Origin of the sequence: Streptomyces sp. A0592 (assembly GCF_004795115.1) — a bacterium.
Taxonomy (GTDB): Bacteria; Actinomycetota; Actinomycetes; order Streptomycetales; family Streptomycetaceae; genus Streptomyces; species Streptomyces erythrochromogenes.
In genome coordinates this window covers 166049-181277 of record NZ_SSBM01000010.1, presented here as the reverse complement: position 1 = coordinate 181277, position 15229 = coordinate 166049, and the positions used below count along the sequence as shown (strand labels likewise).

Below are 15229 nucleotides of genomic sequence, written 5' to 3'. Positions count from 1 at the left end.
GCGTCACTCCCCGCTGGAGCGCCGGCGCGACGGCGTCCTATGATGCGGGCAGGGGACCGGGGCTCCACTCACCTCACGGAAGGAGCGGACCGCTACCCGGAAGCACGTGTCGAGGAGACAGCGATGTCGAACACCCTTGATGCCTCCGGAGTCGGCGGGGAAACCCCGAACCTCGACTTCGACGGCACGACCCCGTACGAGGACTACGTCCAGGCGGACGTCCTCACCCACCTCCAGCACCTCCGCTCGGACGACCCCGGCGAGATGGTCTTCCTGGTCACGACCCAGGTCATGGAGCTGTGGTTCACGGTCATCGTCCACGAGTGGGAAACCGCGGCGAAGGCCCTGCGCGAGGACCGCATCCCGGTCGCGATGGATGCGCTGAAACGTTCCCTCCGTGAACTGGAGGCCCTCAACGCCTCCTGGCGCCCGCTCGCCCAGCTCACCCCGGCGCAGTTCAACGCCTACCGCGGTGCCCTCGGCGAAGGTTCCGGTTTCCAGTCGGCGATGTACCGCCGGATGGAGTTCCTGCTCGGCGAGAAGTCCTCCTCCATGCTCGTCCCGCACCGGGGCGCTCCGCGCGTCCACGCGGAGCTGGAGAAGGCCCTCCAGGAGCCCAGCCTCTACGACGAGGTGCTGCGCCTCCTGGCCCGCCGCGGCCTGCCGGTCCCGGAGTCCGTCCTGCACCGCGACCTCTCGGTGCGCTACGAGGCCTCTCCCGAGGTCGAGGCCGTCTGGACCGGCCTGTACGCCGCCCCCGACGAGAACCCGGACCTCCACCGGCTCGGCGAGGTCCTCACCGATGTCGCCGAGCTCGTCTGGCGCTGGCGCAACGACCACCTGGTGGCCACCCGCCGTGCGATGGGCGCGAAGACCGGCACGGGCGGCTCGGCCGGTGTGACCTGGCTGGAGAAGCGCGCCACGAAGAACGTCTTCCCGGAGCTCTGGACGGCGCGCAGCTATGTCTGACACCCCCGAGGTCATAGAGGGCACGGAAGGCACGGAAGGCGCGGAGGACATGGCGGTGGACCTCCGCAGCCGCGCCGCCGCCCTGGACGCCGCCGACGAGCTGGCGAAGCTGCGCGAGCGCTTCACCCTCCCCGAAGGCGTCGTCTACCTGGACGGCAACTCGCTCGGCGCGCTTCCGGCCGGCGTGGCCGCGACCACGGCCGATGTCGTGGCCCGGCAGTGGGGCGAGCTCCTCATCCGCTCGTGGGACGAGAGCGGCTGGTGGACCGCGCCGGAGCGGATCGGCGACAAGATCGCCCCGCTCATCGGAGCCGCCCCCGGCCAGGTGGTCGTCGGCGACTCCACCAGCGTCAACCTCTTCAAGGCGCTGGTCGGCGGCGCCCGCCTCGCGGCTCCCGGCCGGACGAAGCTGCTCGTCGACTCCGCGACGTTCCCCACCGACGGCTACATCGCGCAGTCGGCGGCCCGGCTGGCCGGCCTGACCGTCGTCCCGGTGGACCCCTCGCAGGCGGCGGAGGCGATCGACGCGGACACCGCCGTGGTCCTCCTCAACCACGTCGACTACCGCAGCGGCCGGCTGCACGACCTGCCGGCCCTCACGGCGGCGGCCCGCGCCGCCGGGGCGGTCGTGGTCTGGGACCTGTGCCACTCCGCGGGCGCCCTGCCCGTGGGGCTCGACGCCCACGACGTCGACCTGGCGGTCGGCTGCACGTACAAGTACCTCAACGGAGGCCCCGGCGCCCCCGCGTACCTGTACATCGCCGCCCGCCACCAGGACACCTTCGACTCCCCCCTCCCCGGCTGGAACGGTCACGCGGACCCCTTCGCGATGACCCCTGCCTACGAGGCGGCGCGGGGCGCGACCCGCGGCCGCGTCGGCACCCCGGACATCCTGTCCATGCTGGCGCTGGAGGCGGCGCTCGACGCCTGGGACGGCGTCGCCGTCGAGGCGGTGCGCGCCAAGTCCCTCGCCCTGACCGACTTCTTCCTCGAATGCGTGGCGGCGTACGTCCCGCAGGGCCTGGTCGAGTCGGTCACCCCGGCCGAGCACGAGCGCCGCGGCAGCCAGGTCTCGCTGCGGACCGAGAACGCCCGTGAGGTCATGGGTGAGCTCATCGCCCGGGGGGTCATCGGCGACTTCCGCGCACCCGACGTCCTGCGCTTCGGCTTCACCCCGCTCTACGTCGGTTTCGCCGACGCGGAGCGCGCAGCGCGCACGCTGGGTCACATTTTCGGGTGACGCGGTAGCGAAACGTCACATCACTGGGCGGGCGGGGCTACGGCTCCGTCCGCCCGGTCATATTCCGGGCCCAGCACGGAACAGCCCGTTCCGGACTGATACGGTCCCGCTCTGCCGGAACACCGGAACATCTGTCCCCGCTGTCCCACGCGTTACCGAGAGGTTGAGCCGATGACGGACCCCGCCGCCGTGGAACGGGACGCCGCCGAGGCCGCCTCGGCCTTCGCCCATCCGGCGGTCGCACCGGACGTGACGGCCGCTTACGGGGAACACCCCGACCACGTCGTCGACTTCTACGCCCCGCGCGGGGAGACCACGGGCCCGGTCCCGCTGGTGGTGGTCCTGCACGGCGGGGCGTGGCGGGCCCCCTACGACAGGCAACACATCACCCCCTTCGCGGACTTCCTGGCCCGGCGCGGTTTCGCCGTCGCCAACGTCGAGTACCGGCGCGGCAGTTCCCTGCCGCGCCAGAACGCGGAGGGGCCGGTCGCCGGGCGCTGGCCGGAGACCTTCGACGACGTCGCCGCCGCGATGGACGCCCTCCCGGGCCTGGCCGCGACCGCCCTGCCGCAGGCCGATATCCGCCGTGTGGTCGTCACGGGGCACTCGGCGGGCGGCCACCTCGCGCTGTGGGCCGCGGCCCGGCACGTGCTTCCGTACGGCTCGCCGTGGCGGCTGCCCGTCCCGCCGATGCTGCGCGGGGTGGTGGCGCTGGCTCCGATCGCGGACTTCACGGTGGCGGAGGAGCTGGGCGTGTGCGGCGGGGCGAGCGCGCAGCTCCTGGGCGGTGCGGAGCACTGGGACGAGCGGCTGCCGTCGGCCGACCCGGCGTCGCTGCTGCCGACGGGCATCGCCACGGCGGTGGTCCAGGGCCGGGACGACATCGTGGTCCCGCAAGCGGTGGCCGAGGCGTACGTGGCGGAGGCGGCGAAGGCGGGGGAGATGGTGGGGCTGACCCTGCTCGACGGGGTCGGGCACTTCCCGCTGATCGACCCGGCGGCGGACGCCTGCGCGGTGGTCGCGGAGGAGATCTCCCAGCTGGCCTGGTAGCGGACTCCGGTCCTCCGCCGCACCGCCGGTGACCTGCGCGGAAACCCGTGGCGGGAGTCGCCGGCACGCTGGGTACTCTGGTCAAGCTTTGATCAGTTTGCGCCAAAGGACCAACAAAATGGGGGGGCCGGTGCGTAATCACCGACTCGTAATGACCGCTGCCCTCGTGGCGGCGGGTCTCGGGCTCAGCCCGAGCGCGGCCTCGGCCACCGAAGGGCCGACCAAGGCCGTAGCGCCGAGCCCGGCGAAGGCCGGGGAGGCCGCCGCCAAGACGTTCCGCAGCCCTGCCGACCGAACGGTCAGCACGGCGCTGCCGGGCAGCCGCAGCAAGGCCGCCGTGGACCACCCGGGGATCGCGGTGGCGATCGAGGGCCGCAGCTTCAGCGCGTACGGACTCGAGCTCGAGACCAGGATCACGGGTCCGGACGGCGTCACGCTCGACGTGGTCGTCGACTGGGGCGACGGCAAGACGGAGAAGACGACCCTCAAGGGGTCCGGCGAGCTGGCCCACGGCCACACGTACGCCGAGGTCGGCAGCTACACCGTGAAGGTCACCGCGACCGACACCGCAGGCGCCGTCCAGGGTGCCAACGAGATCGCGTTCGTGACCCCGGGCTCCAAGTTCACCCCGCACGCCCCGACCCGGCTGCTGGACACCCGTGACGGCACGGGCACGAAGGCCGGCAAGGTCGCCGCGCGGGGCGCGACCCGCGTGAAGGTGGCCGGCAACTCCGGCATTCCCGCGGGAGTCGAGGCGGTCGCCCTCAACGTCACCGTCACCAACACCACCGCCGGCGGTCACATCACGGTGTGGCCCGGGGACAAGGGCTCCGAGCGGCCCGGCACATCGAACCTCAACTACACGGCCGGCCAGTCCGTTCCGAACCTGGTCATCGTCCCGGTGGGCGCCGACGGCCACGTGGAGCTCTTCAACGGCGGCTGGGAGTCGGTCGACCTGGTCGCCGACGTCACGGGCTACTTCACCCGTACCGCGGCCAGCGGCTACACCTCGATGACCCCTGCGCGGTTCGTCGACACCCGCGAGGGTCTGGGCACGGCCAAGGGCCAGCTCGCCGGGCGGGCTGCCTTCACCACCCAGATCGGCGATCTGCGCGGCGTGCCCAAGGGCATCACGGCCGTCGCGCTGAACGTGACGGTGACCAACCCGAAGGAGGCCGGGCACCTGTCCGTCTTCCCGGGTGGCGGGCAGACTCCCACCGCGTCGAACCTGAACTTCTCCGCCGGTCAGACGGTGGCGAACTCGGTGATCGTGCCGGTCGGTCCCGACGGCAGGATCAGCGTCTTCAACGGCGGCTGGGCGGGCACCGATGTCGTCGTGGACGTCGTGGGCCACTACAGCAAGGACGGCAAGGCCGCATACCGGCCCATCGGCCCGTGGCGGACCCTGGACACCCGCGACCCGGAAAGCAGTTGGTGGGGTGGCCGTCTGCCGGCCCGCGGGTACATCCCGCAGTGGTACTCGCCCGACGACCACGAGGGTGACGAGGCCCTCGTGCTGAACACGACGGTGACCAACACCGTCGATTCCGGCTTCCTCTCCGTGGCCCCGAGCCCCTTCCCGTGGCTGATCAACGACCAGCCCGGGGCGCCTGTCCCGCCCCGTCCCGACTCCTCCAGCCTGAACTGGACGAAGGGCGCCACCGTCGCGAACCTGGTGCAGGCCGGTGACGGCGAGCACGGCATCGTCCACTTCTGGAACCAGGGCTGGAAGGACGCCGACCTGATCGTCGACCTCTTCGGCGTCTACGAGACCGACTGATCCACCGCCGAGCGCCCCGGGGACTGCCTCCCCGGGGCGTTCAGCGTTCGGGCGGTCTGCCGCCCGGCGCCAGGTGCTCCACCAGTTCGGCCAGGTCCTCGCAGACCTGCTCGATCCGCAGCCGTACGTTGTTCTGCTCGGTGACCAGCGCGGACAGCAGCAGTCCGGTCAGGGCGGCCGCTCCGTTGAGGGCCTGCAGGTTGACCATGAGTTCCAGCAGGCTGTACTCGGTGAACGGCCCGACGTGATCGTGCGCCGCCGAGATCGCCAGGATCGAGATCAGCAGGGCGCACGGCGCGCTCCCGGCGAACTGGAAGCGTACGGCCGCCCAGATCAGCAGCGGGAAGACGAGGAAGAGCACGGACAGGTGGCTGCGGGTGGCCACCAGGGTGACGATCACGGACGTGACCGCCAGCGCCGACACCTCGACCAGCCGGTAGTCGTCCCGGGGCAGCCGGGCCCGGCGCAGGACCAGCAGCAGCGGGGTCAGTACGAGCACCCCCATGGCGTCCCCGACCCACCAGGCCGCCCACACCGGCCAGAATCCGCCCCGGGGCAGATCGCCGGTGAGGACGAGGGTCCAGGTCCCGGCCGTCGCGCTGATCAGCATCGGTAACAGGCCGCCCAGGAAGACGAGCGCCAGCGCGTCCCGCAGCCGGTCCATCTCCGTGCGGAAGTCCACCCGGCGCAGCATCAGGTACGCGCACACGGGGGCGATGGTGTTCCCCGCGAGGATGCCGAGGTCGCTGAGATCGAATTCGCTGATGCGCTCGATCGCGAAGTAGGTGCCGAGGGAGATCCCCGGCCAGACCCGCAGGCCCAGCCAGAGCAGGGCGGCCAGTGCGATGCCGGTGGGCAGCCACAGCGGGGTGACCTGGGCACCGTCGACGGTCACGCTCTGGCGCAGGCCGATCCGCCCGCCGATGTAGTAGGCGACGGAGACGGCGAGGATCAGTAGGAGCAGTTCGGCCGGACGTCGCCATCCCTCGGTGCGCACCGCTTCATCAGACAACAGCCCGCGGGCCGGGCGGGGCGTGACACGCGCTACGCCGTCCCACGGGGTTCCGGGCCGCAGTCCTCGCCCGGGCCGGTTTCCGGGGCGGGTCCGGCCGCGTCGTGGCTGAGGACGAGCACCGCGGCGTCGTCCGCGTGGCCCGTCGAATCGGCCACCTTCATCACCTCTGCGGCCAGCTCGGCGGGGTCGGTGCCCGCCGCCTCCCGGACGACCTTGACCACGCGTTCGAGCCCCACTTCGAGCGGGAACCGGGGGCCCTCGACCACGCCGTCGGTGAGCAGGACGATCGATCCCGCCTCCGTCAGCCGCCGCCGGGTCACCGCGTACGCCGATCCGGGCACCAGGTTCAGCGGCAGTCCGCCGTTGTCCTCGGCTATGCCGTACTGGCCGTCGACGGTGGCCCAGACCGCGGGGACGTGACCGGCCCGGGCGCTCTCCAGTTCCCAGGTCTCCGGGTCGAAGCGGAGCAGGCTGCAGGTGGCGAAGAGGTCCCGGTTCATGGAGAGCAGCACTTCGTTGGCCCGGCTCAGCACCTCGCCGGGATCGACGACCACGGCCGCCACGGCCCGCAGGCAGATCCTGACCTGCCCCATGAAGGCGGCCGCGTCGACGTCGTGCCCCTGGACGTCACCGATGCAGAAGGCGAGGGCGCCCTCCGGCAGCCGGAAGCCGTCGTACCAGTCGCCGCCGATGTCCAGGCCGTGCCGGGCGGGCGAGTACCGGGCCGCGGTGCGCAGGCCCGGCAGGCAGGGGAGCGAGGTGGGCAGCATCTCGCGCTGCAGGGCCTCGGCCAGTTCCACGCGGGCCTGCTGGAGCTCCACGCCCTGCCGCGCCTGCGCGGTCAGCCGGCCGAGCATGCTCAGCAGGTCGGCGCTGGCCACCCTGGGGGGACGGCGCCGGCTCATCGAAGGCTCCGACGATGGTGCATCCGTCCCTGCTTCCGCCGCGGAAAAGACGTGCCCATCATATTTCCGCCCACCCGGACCGCGCCTTCCGAGATCGCCACGCCGGGGCCGCACGCGGGCCCGGTCCCCTTGTCGGCCCGGGAATCGAGGGGCTTCTCACGATCTTGCAACCGGACCGGACTCGCACTCGTGTTCAAGGGAGACCATGTTCGACCGTTGAAGATGTAAATGGGGGGATCGGTGCGCAATCGCCGACTCGTGGTTTCCGCTGTCCTGGTGGCGGCGGGTGCAGGTCTCATGCCCGGGATCGCCCAGGCGGCGCCCGGCGTGCCGGCGGGTCCCGCCGGCCAGGGGGTGGCCGCGCCCGGGACCGGTCCGGACGCGACGCGGGGGACCGGGGGCAGGACGTACAGCAGCCCCGCCGAGCGTACGGTCGTCACCTCGCGGCCCGGCGCCGAGGCCGGGGAGAAGAACGCGCGGGCCAAGGGCGCCCAAGGGGTGCAGGGGGTGCAGGATCCCTCCACGTCCATCTACCTGACCGCGCACACCGCCATGGCGCGGTCGATCGAGATGCGGGCCCACATCATCGACTACGACGCCCCCGCCCTCGACGTCGTCGTCTCCTGGGGCGACGGCACCACGGACACGTACTCCCTGCCCGCCGGCGGTTCCTCCGACGCGCGGGACCTCAAGCACACGTACACCGATCTCGGCACCTACGACGTCAAGGTGACGGCGAAGGACGCGGCCAAGGGCACCGAGGCGGTGAACGAGCTCAAGTTCACCACCAAGGGCGCCGCGTTCACCGCGCACGAGCCGACCCGGCTGCTCGACACCCGTGCGGGCGTCGGCGCCGCGAAGGCCAAGGTCGGTCCGCGCAGCTCGGTGGCCCTGAAGGTCGCGGGCACGGCCAAGGTTCCCGCGGGGGCCACCGCGGTCGCCCTCAACGTCACCGCCACCAACACCTCGGGACCGGGTCACGTCTCGGTCGCGTCCAGGAAGGACTGGGCCGAGGGCGGTGAGACGTCGAACCTGAACTTCGCCGCCGGGCAGACCGTCCCGAACCTGGTGATCGAGGCGATCGGAGAGGACGGGTACATCCACCTGTTCAACGGCGGCTGGGAGCCGGTCGACCTCATCGCCGACGTCACCGGCTACTTCGCGCCCTCGCCCGCGGACGGCTGGGGCGCGCTGAGCCCGACCCGCGTCGTGGACACCCGTGAGGGCCTCGGCACGGCGAAGGGCCAGGTCCCCGGCCAGGGCACCTTCGGCGTCGAGATCGCCGGGCGGGCGGGCGTGCCGAAGGGCGCCGGCGCGGTGGCGGTCAACCTGACCGTGACCAACCCGCGGTCGGCCGGCCACCTGACGGCCTACCCGAGCGGGAAGGCTGCCCCGGCGACCTCGAACGTGAACTTCACCGCCGGGCAGACCGTCGCCAACTCGGCGGTCGTGCCGATCGGGCCCGACGGGAAGATCAACGTGCGCAACGGCGGCTGGGACCCGGCCGACGTGGTGGTCGACGTGGTCGGCTACTACACCCCCGAGAGCCGTTCCGCCCTCGTGGCCCACGGGTTCCCGTACCGGCTCCTGGACACCCGCAAGGACAGCTGGGGCGGCTGGAAGGCCGGCCCGCTGAAGGCCCGTACGCACTTCCCGATGCGGCTCGAGGGCGACACGACCACCCCCGACGTCGACGGCTGGGTGCTGAACACCACCGTCACCAACACCCGCGGAAACGGCTTCCTGTCCGTGACGCCGGACCCGAACTTCTGGTCCGACTACGCGAACGGCACCGCGGTGACGCCGCCGCGGCCCGTCGCCTCGGCCCTGAACTGGACGAAGGGCGCGACCGTCGCGAACGTGGCGCAGACGCCCGGGGGCAAGGGCGGCATGATCGACCTGTGGAACCAGGGCTGGGAGGACACCGACCTGCTCGTCGACCTGCTCGCCTACTACCAGACGAACTGATCCGTCCGCGGGTGCGCGCCCGTACGCGCGGAAGGGGCGGTGCGCCGTACGGCGCACCGCCCCTTCGTGCCGCTGCGGGGCTGCCTAGAGGAAGGAGTTGATCTCGATCGTCTCGGTGCGGCCGGGGCCGACGCCGATCGCGGAGATCGGGGCGCCCGACATCTCCTCCAGGGCCTTCACGTAGGCCCGGGCGTTCGCCGGCAGGTCCTCGAAGGTCTTGGCCTTGGTGATGTCCTCGGACCAGCCGGGAAGGTATTCGTAGATCGGCTTCGCGTGGTGGAAGTCGGTCTGCGAGTAGGGCAGCTCCTCGACGCGCTTGCCGTCGATCTCGTACGCGACGCAGACCGGGATCTGCTCCCAGCCGGTCAGCACGTCCAGCTTGGTGAGGAAGAAGTCGGTGAGACCGTTCACGCGGGTGGCGTAACGTGCGATCGGCGCGTCGAACCAGCCGCAGCGACGGTCGCGGCCGGTGGTCACACCGCGCTCGCCGCCGATGCGGCGCAGGTCCTCGCCGTCCTGGTCGAACAGCTCGGTCGGGAACGGGCCCGCGCCGACGCGGGTGGTGTAGGCCTTGAGGATGCCGATGACACGGCTGATCTTCGTCGGGCCGACGCCGGTACCGGTGCAGGCGCCGCCTGCGGTCGGGTTCGACGAGGTGACGAAGGGGTAGGTGCCGTGGTCGACGTCGAGCAGGGTGCCCTGGCCGCCCTCGAAGAGCACGACCTTGTCCTCGTCCAGCGCGTTGTTGAGGATCAGGGTGGTGTCGGCGACGTAGCCCTTGATCTGGTCCGCGTACTGGAGCATCTCCTCCACGATCGCCCCGGCCTCGATGGCGCGGCGGTTGTAGAGCTTCGCGAGGAGCTGGTTCTTGCCCTCCAGCGCCGCTTCGACCTTCTGGGTGAGGATCGACTCGTCGTAGAGGTCCTGGACCCGGATGCCGACGCGGTTGATCTTGTCGGCGTAGGTCGGGCCGATGCCGCGACCGGTCGTACCGATCTTGCGCTTGCCGAGGAAGCGCTCGCCGACCTTGTCGAGGGTGACGTTGTACGGCGTGATCAGGTGCGCGTTGCCGCTGATGAGCAGCTTGGAGGTGTCGATGCCGCGCTCGTTGAGACCGCGCAGCTCGGAGAGCAGGACGGCCGGGTCGACGACGACGCCGTTACCGATGACCGGGGTGCATCCGGGGGAGAGGATGCCGGAAGGGAGAAGGTGCAGCGCGTACTTCTGGTCGCCGACGACGACCGTGTGGCCGGCGTTGTTGCCACCCTGGTAGCGCACTACATAGTCAACGGATCCACCGAGCAGGTCGGTGGCCTTTCCCTTGCCCTCGTCACCCCACTGAGCTCCGAGCAGCACAAGAGCGGGCACAGGCGTACACCTCTTCCGGATGGGGCATGTCCAAGGTCAGGGGGGCGTACGACGATGTACGCGGGCTGAGCCGTCGGACGGGTTGCCCCGGAATAGACGAAGGCCCTGGCGCAATAGCGCAAGGGCCTCTTGCACAAAGATGCTACCCGAGGAAGGACCGAGGTGTCGGCTCCAGAGCCCACCATGAGCCAAGCGGGCGCGCCGGTAGGCGGTCTGCTGGTGCTCGTCGACCCGGTCGCCCGCCGTCTTGACGGCGAGTCCGTGCGGATCGCGAAAGATGTGTTGTCAGCGGGAGCGGCGGCGAAAATCTGCCTCCCGGATTCGCAGGAGGAGTTTGCGCGGGCGCTCGCCCGCCGGGGTCATCGTCAGCCGGTGATCGTGGGCGACGACCGGGCACTGGTGCGGGCGGTGGGGCTGCTGCACCGGGAGCGGGGGCTCGGCGAGAGCGCTCTTGCGCTCGTTCCGGTGGGACCGGTGGGGTCCCTGGCGCTGGCGAGTTCCCTGGGGGTGCCCCAGTCCGCCGTCGCGGCGGCCCGGGCGGTGCTCGACGGGTCGGTCAAGACGTGCGACCTGCTGGTCGACGACAGCGACGGCGTGGTGCTGGGCGCGCTGCGGATCCCGCCGCTGCGGGGGCCGGAGCGGGTCCCGCGGCCGGCCGGGCCGTCGGTGTGGAGCGCGTACCGCTCCCTGGTGCGCACGCTGGTCCGGCCGGTGGCGGCTGCGGGCGGGGTGGGCGGCGGGCACCACCGGCTGCGGGTGGAGGCCGACGGGGTCCTGCTGGCCGATGTGGACCAGCCGGTGGCGGACGTCTCGGTGCGCACGCGGGGCGACGGCGAACCGGCGGAGGTCTCGGTACGCACGGGCGGCGGCTTCGCCGGTTCGACGGTGACGGCCCGGGCGAAGACGGTGACGGTGTCCGGCGCGGACTTCCGCTACCGGGCCGACGGCGCGATGGCCGGTCCCGTCCGCCGCCGTACGTGGACGCTGCGCCCCGGGGCATGGATGCTCACCCTGCCCCGGTGACGGAGCCGGCGCGGGCGGCGTCGGCGGCGCGGGAGGCGCTGGGCGACTGGCGGCGGGACGCGCTGCTGCTCTGTCTGCTGCCGGTGTTCTGCTGGCCCGCGGTGGTCGCTGCGGTGCTCACGCGCCCCGTGATGCTGGTGGTGCTGCTGGGCCCGGTGGCGCTCGGGGTGCGCGAGCTGCACGCCGTCCGCCGGGTGCGCCGGGTCCTGCGGGACCCGGCGGTGCACTGGGTCCCCTACGAGGCCGAGGTGGTGCGGCTGCGGTGGCGGGCGCCGGTGCTGGTCCTGGGGGAAGGTGCGCGGGTGCTGACCCTGGGGGTGCTGGGCCGGCGGGTCCTGCCGCCGCGTCCGTGGCCCCGCAGGGAGTCGGCACCGTCCGTGCGGGTGGTGCTGCTGGCGGGGGATCCGGCGCGGGGCGGGGTCCTGTGGGTCCCGGACGCCCGCCGGCTGGGCCTGGCCCGGCCCGCCCGAGTCCCGCGCGGCCGGTCGCGGGCCGGGGGCTGCCCGGTGGGCGCCGTCCGGCCGGGGCCGGCCGCGCGCGGAGCCCCTGTCGTGGACCCCGCTCCCGGCCCCCACCGCCGGGGCGACACCACGGCCTGAAACCCGGATGGGGCGACGACGGCAGGGCCTAGAACTCCACGAGCAGGCTCTTCAGCCCGCGGATGACGTAGCCGTCCTGCCACTGAGGCTCCTCGACGAGCCGCAGGGGCGGCACGCCGTCCGCAAGCAGCGCCCCGAACGAGGCCTCCAGCTCGCGTCGCGCCAGCGGCGCCCCCAGGCAGTAGTGGATCCCCGCCCCGAAGGTCAGGTGCGGATTGTCGGCCCGTGCGAGGTCCAGGACGTCGGGGTCCGCGAAGCGCGCGGGATCACGGTTCGCGGATCCGAAGAGCAGTGCCACCTCGGCCCCGCGCGGGATGTCGGTGTCGCCGACGCGGATGTCGTCGAGCACCCAGCGCTCGAACATCTGCAGGGGAGTGTCGTACCGCATGAGTTCATCCACAGCTGTGGACAACTTTTCGGGATCGCGGCCGGCGCGGAGCGCGGCGAGCTGGTCGGGGTTGCGCAGCAGCGCCCACCAGCCGTTGACCGTGGTGTTGACGGTGGCCTCGTGCCCGGCGTTCAGCAGGAGGACGCAAGTGGAGATCATCTCCTGCTCGCTGAGCCGCCCCTCGTCGTCGTGGGCGGCGATCAGCCCGGAGATCAGGTCCTCGCCGGGGCGCGTGCGCCGCTCGGCGATCAGCTCCCGCAGATACGCGCTGAAGTCGACGCTCGCCCGCACCGCCCGCCGTGCCGTCTCCTCGTCGGGCCGCAGCTCGAACATCCCGCAGATGTCCGCCGACCAGGGCCTCAGTAACCCCCGGTCCGACTCCGGCACGCCCAGCAGCTCCGCGATCACGGCCACCGGCAGCGGCTCGGCGACCGTGGCGAGCAGGTCCCCGCCCCCGTCCGCGAGCAGCCGTCCCACCAGTTCCCCGGCCATCCGCCGCACGGCCGGCACCAGCTGCTCCACCGTCCGCGGGGTGAACGCCTTCGCCACCAGCCTGCGCACCCGGGCGTGCGCAGGATCCTCCAGGTCCAGCAGGCCGTTGCCGTTGAGCACGTGGAAGGGCTCGTGCTCCGGCGGCGGCGCCTGGCGCCCGAACTCCTCGTGCGAGAACCGGTGGAGGTAGGTCCGGCCCAGCCGCCGGTCCCGCAGCAGCGCGCTCACATCGGCGTAGTGCGGCACCAGCCACTGCCCGGTGGCCTCCCACCAGATGGCCCGCCCCCGTTCCCGCAACTCCCGGTAGGCCGGGTACGGATCGGCGACGAACGCGGCATCCCACGGATCAAAGCCCATCCCCGCAGACTAAGCGCTCTGCCCGGCTCACCCTCCGGATCAGGCCGGTGTCACCAGCCGGGTCTCATAGGCGAACACGGCCGCCTGCGTCCGGTCCCGCAGGCCCAGCTTCACCAGGATCCGGCTCACATGGGTCTTGATCGTGGACTCCGCGACGATCAACCGGTCGGCTATCTCCGCGTTGGACAGTCCCTGCGCGATCAGGATCAGCACCTCCGTCTCCCGCTCCGTCAGCTCGCCCACCCCCGCCGGATCCGCGAGCCGGCGCGCCTCGGAGATCTTCGAGAACTCCGCTATCAGCCGCTTGGTCACCGACGGCGCCAGCAGGGCCTCGCCGGCCGCCACCACCCGCACTCCGTCCGCCAGTTGACGGGCCGAGGCGTCCTTCAGCAGGAACCCGGAGGCCCCGGCCCGCAGCGCCTGGTACACGTACTCGTCGAGGTCGAAGGTCGTCAGGACCAGTACCTTCGCGTCCGTGTCCGAGGCCACGATCTCCCGCGTCGCCTCCAGGCCGTTCATCTGGGGCATCCGGATGTCCATCAGCACCACGTCCGGCCGCAGCGCCGCCACCTGCGCGATGGCCTCCCGGCCGTCGACCGCCTCGCCCACCACCTCGATGCCGTCCATGGCGTTCAGCAGAACGGAGAACCCCTCACGGACCATCATCTGGTCGTCGACGATCAGCACCCTGATCGTCATGCCGTCCCCTCCTGCGGCTCGGGCACCGGCTCGGGACGGTTGCGCACCGGAATGAACACCGCGACCTCGTACCCGCCGGACTCCGTCCGCGCGGCCGTCATCTCCCCCTCCAGCATGGCCACCCGCTCCCGCATCCCGGTGATCCCGTGGCCGGCCCCGGGCGAGGGCCGCACATCCCCGGTCGGCGCCTCGTTGACGACCCGTATGCCCAGGCCGCCCAGCACGTACGACACCTCCACCCCGGCCGACGCGCCCGGTGCGTGCCGCAGGGTGTTGCTCAGGGCCTCCTGGATGATCCGGTACGCCGACAGCTCCACGCCCTGCGGCAGCTCCCGCACCGCACCCGTGATCGTCTTCTCCACACTCAGCCCGGCCTCGCGCACATTGGCCAGCAGCCCGTCCAGCGAGGCCAGCGTCGGCTGCGGGGCGTCCGGCGCCTCGTAGTCCGCGGAGCGCACCACACCCAGCACCCGCCGCAGCTCCGTCAGGGCCGCCACCGCGTTCTCCCGGATGGTGACGAACGCCGCCTCCAGCTCCGGCGGCGGGTTCTTCACCCGGTATGGAGCGGCCTCCGCCTGGATCGCCACCACCGACATGTGGTGCGCCACCACGTCGTGCAGCTCCCGCGCGATCGTGGTCCGCTCCTCCAGCAGCGTCCGCTTGTCCCGCTCGACGGCCGTGACCTCCTGCTGCGCGCTCACCTCCGCCTTGGCGTGCCGGCGTATCTGGATGCTCCCGGCGATCACCAGGGCGAACGCCGAGGTCACAGCCATCTCCGGTGCGTTCGACCCCCACTCGCCGGTGAACACCACGGAGATCGCGGCGCCCAGCGCGAGGGTCAGCGCCCACATCCACGCCGCCACCCGGGGCCCGGTCCGCAGCGTGACGACGACCATCACCACGATGTAGGAGAAGAACGCGCCCGGGGTCCAGGGCCAGCTGACGCCCTCGCCGAGGGCGGCCAGCACCACCGTCATCGCGACGGCCGCCCACCACGCGCCGACCGGCCGCACCAGCGTCATCAGGACGGGAACCGCGGCTATCAGCCCCATGACGAGCAGGCCCAGATCGCCCAGGTAGCTCGACTGCCCCTCCATGGTGAAGAGCACGGCGACGAAGGCCAGCGCCCCCACCGCCGCGTGCCGCCGCCACGGCGCATGCCGTCGTACCCCCTTGGGGAGCCGTCGCGAGAAGCGCCCCGGACCCTCCGCCGGAGGCAGCGGCCGGTAGGCGAAGGCATCGGCGACGAGGTCCTGGCGCAGGGTCGCGATCACCTCCGATGCCAGTCGGAATTCAGGCGTCCGGGCTGTCCCCCCGGTGGTCGTCTCGGTCATACGCACAACCGTAGGTCCGTACCGCCTTCGTCCGCGTCGCCG

General features: G+C 72.1%; 13 protein-coding genes. 7 read left to right on the top strand and 6 right to left on the bottom strand.

Annotation, left to right across the window (positions count from 1 at the left end):
* Nucleotides 1-123 precede the first annotated feature (123 nt).
* The 4 genes from E6U81_RS17220 to E6U81_RS17205 all read left to right on the top strand — a co-directional run bounded on the left by E6U81_RS17220 (nucleotide 124) and on the right by E6U81_RS17205 (nucleotide 5039).
* Complete coding sequence (locus tag E6U81_RS17220) at nucleotides 124-969, top strand: tryptophan 2,3-dioxygenase family protein (protein WP_136230952.1); 846 nt, start codon at nucleotides 124-126, stop codon at nucleotides 967-969.
* A gap of 49 nt (nucleotides 970-1018) precedes the next feature.
* Complete coding sequence (gene kynU / locus E6U81_RS17215; RefSeq protein WP_136231023.1) at nucleotides 1019-2209, top strand: kynureninase; 1191 nt, start codon at nucleotides 1019-1021, stop codon at nucleotides 2207-2209.
* A 171-nt stretch (nucleotides 2210-2380) separates the two neighbouring features.
* Nucleotides 2381-3259 (top strand): alpha/beta hydrolase, encoded by an 879-nt coding sequence (locus E6U81_RS17210; protein ID WP_136230951.1) that lies wholly within the window; start codon nucleotides 2381-2383, stop codon nucleotides 3257-3259.
* 151 nt (nucleotides 3260-3410) lie between these two features.
* Nucleotides 3411-5039: a PKD domain-containing protein gene (locus E6U81_RS17205; protein ID WP_136230950.1), complete on the top strand. Its 1629-nt coding sequence runs from the start codon at nucleotides 3411-3413 to the stop codon at nucleotides 5037-5039.
* Between the two features lie 40 nt (nucleotides 5040-5079).
* On the opposite strand, the gene E6U81_RS17200 is transcribed toward E6U81_RS17205, so the two are convergent.
* Nucleotides 5080-6036: an MASE1 domain-containing protein gene (locus E6U81_RS17200; protein ID WP_136230949.1), complete on the bottom strand. Its 957-nt coding sequence runs from the start codon at nucleotides 6034-6036 to the stop codon at nucleotides 5080-5082.
* A 47-nt stretch (nucleotides 6037-6083) separates the two neighbouring features.
* Complete coding sequence (locus E6U81_RS17195; protein ID WP_136230948.1) at nucleotides 6084-6959, bottom strand: PP2C family protein-serine/threonine phosphatase; 876 nt, start codon at nucleotides 6957-6959, stop codon at nucleotides 6084-6086.
* A 297-nt stretch (nucleotides 6960-7256) separates the two neighbouring features.
* On the opposite strand from E6U81_RS17195, the gene E6U81_RS17190 reads away from it, so the two are divergent.
* Complete coding sequence (locus E6U81_RS17190; protein WP_136230947.1) at nucleotides 7257-8927, top strand: hypothetical protein; 1671 nt, start codon at nucleotides 7257-7259, stop codon at nucleotides 8925-8927.
* An 84-nt stretch (nucleotides 8928-9011) separates the two neighbouring features.
* On the opposite strand, the gene E6U81_RS17185 is transcribed toward E6U81_RS17190, so the two are convergent.
* Nucleotides 9012-10295 (bottom strand): adenylosuccinate synthase, encoded by a 1284-nt coding sequence (locus E6U81_RS17185; RefSeq protein WP_031147513.1) that lies wholly within the window; start codon nucleotides 10293-10295, stop codon nucleotides 9012-9014.
* Between the two features lie 183 nt (nucleotides 10296-10478).
* On the opposite strand from E6U81_RS17185, the gene E6U81_RS17180 reads away from it, so the two are divergent.
* On the top strand, nucleotides 10479-11318 hold the full coding sequence (locus tag E6U81_RS17180; protein WP_136230946.1) for a diacylglycerol kinase: 840 nt from the start codon (nucleotides 10479-10481) through the stop codon (nucleotides 11316-11318).
* A complete protein-coding gene (locus E6U81_RS17175) occupies nucleotides 11315-11917 on the top strand; it encodes a hypothetical protein (RefSeq protein ID WP_136230945.1) in 603 nt (200 codons plus the stop codon). Before E6U81_RS17180 ends, E6U81_RS17175 begins: the two co-directional genes overlap by 4 nt.
* A gap of 28 nt (nucleotides 11918-11945) precedes the next feature.
* Here the strand turns inward: E6U81_RS17175 and E6U81_RS17170 are convergent, their stop codons facing one another.
* The 3 genes from E6U81_RS17170 to E6U81_RS17160 are packed head-to-tail and all read right to left on the bottom strand — an operon-like array spanning nucleotide 11946 to nucleotide 15187.
* Complete coding sequence (locus tag E6U81_RS17170) at nucleotides 11946-13154, bottom strand: cytochrome P450 (RefSeq protein ID WP_136230944.1); 1209 nt, start codon at nucleotides 13152-13154, stop codon at nucleotides 11946-11948.
* Nucleotides 13155-13193: 39 nt separating this feature from the next.
* Entirely contained in the window at nucleotides 13194-13853 is a 660-nt protein-coding gene (locus E6U81_RS17165; RefSeq protein WP_136230943.1) for a response regulator transcription factor, read from the bottom strand.
* Nucleotides 13850-15187 carry a histidine kinase gene (locus E6U81_RS17160; protein ID WP_136230942.1) on the bottom strand — a complete coding sequence of 446 codons (1338 nt, stop codon included), beginning with the start codon at nucleotides 15185-15187 and terminating at the stop codon, nucleotides 13850-13852. The genes E6U81_RS17165 and E6U81_RS17160 overlap by 4 nt, the downstream gene beginning before the upstream one ends.
* Nucleotides 15188-15229 lie beyond the last annotated feature (42 nt).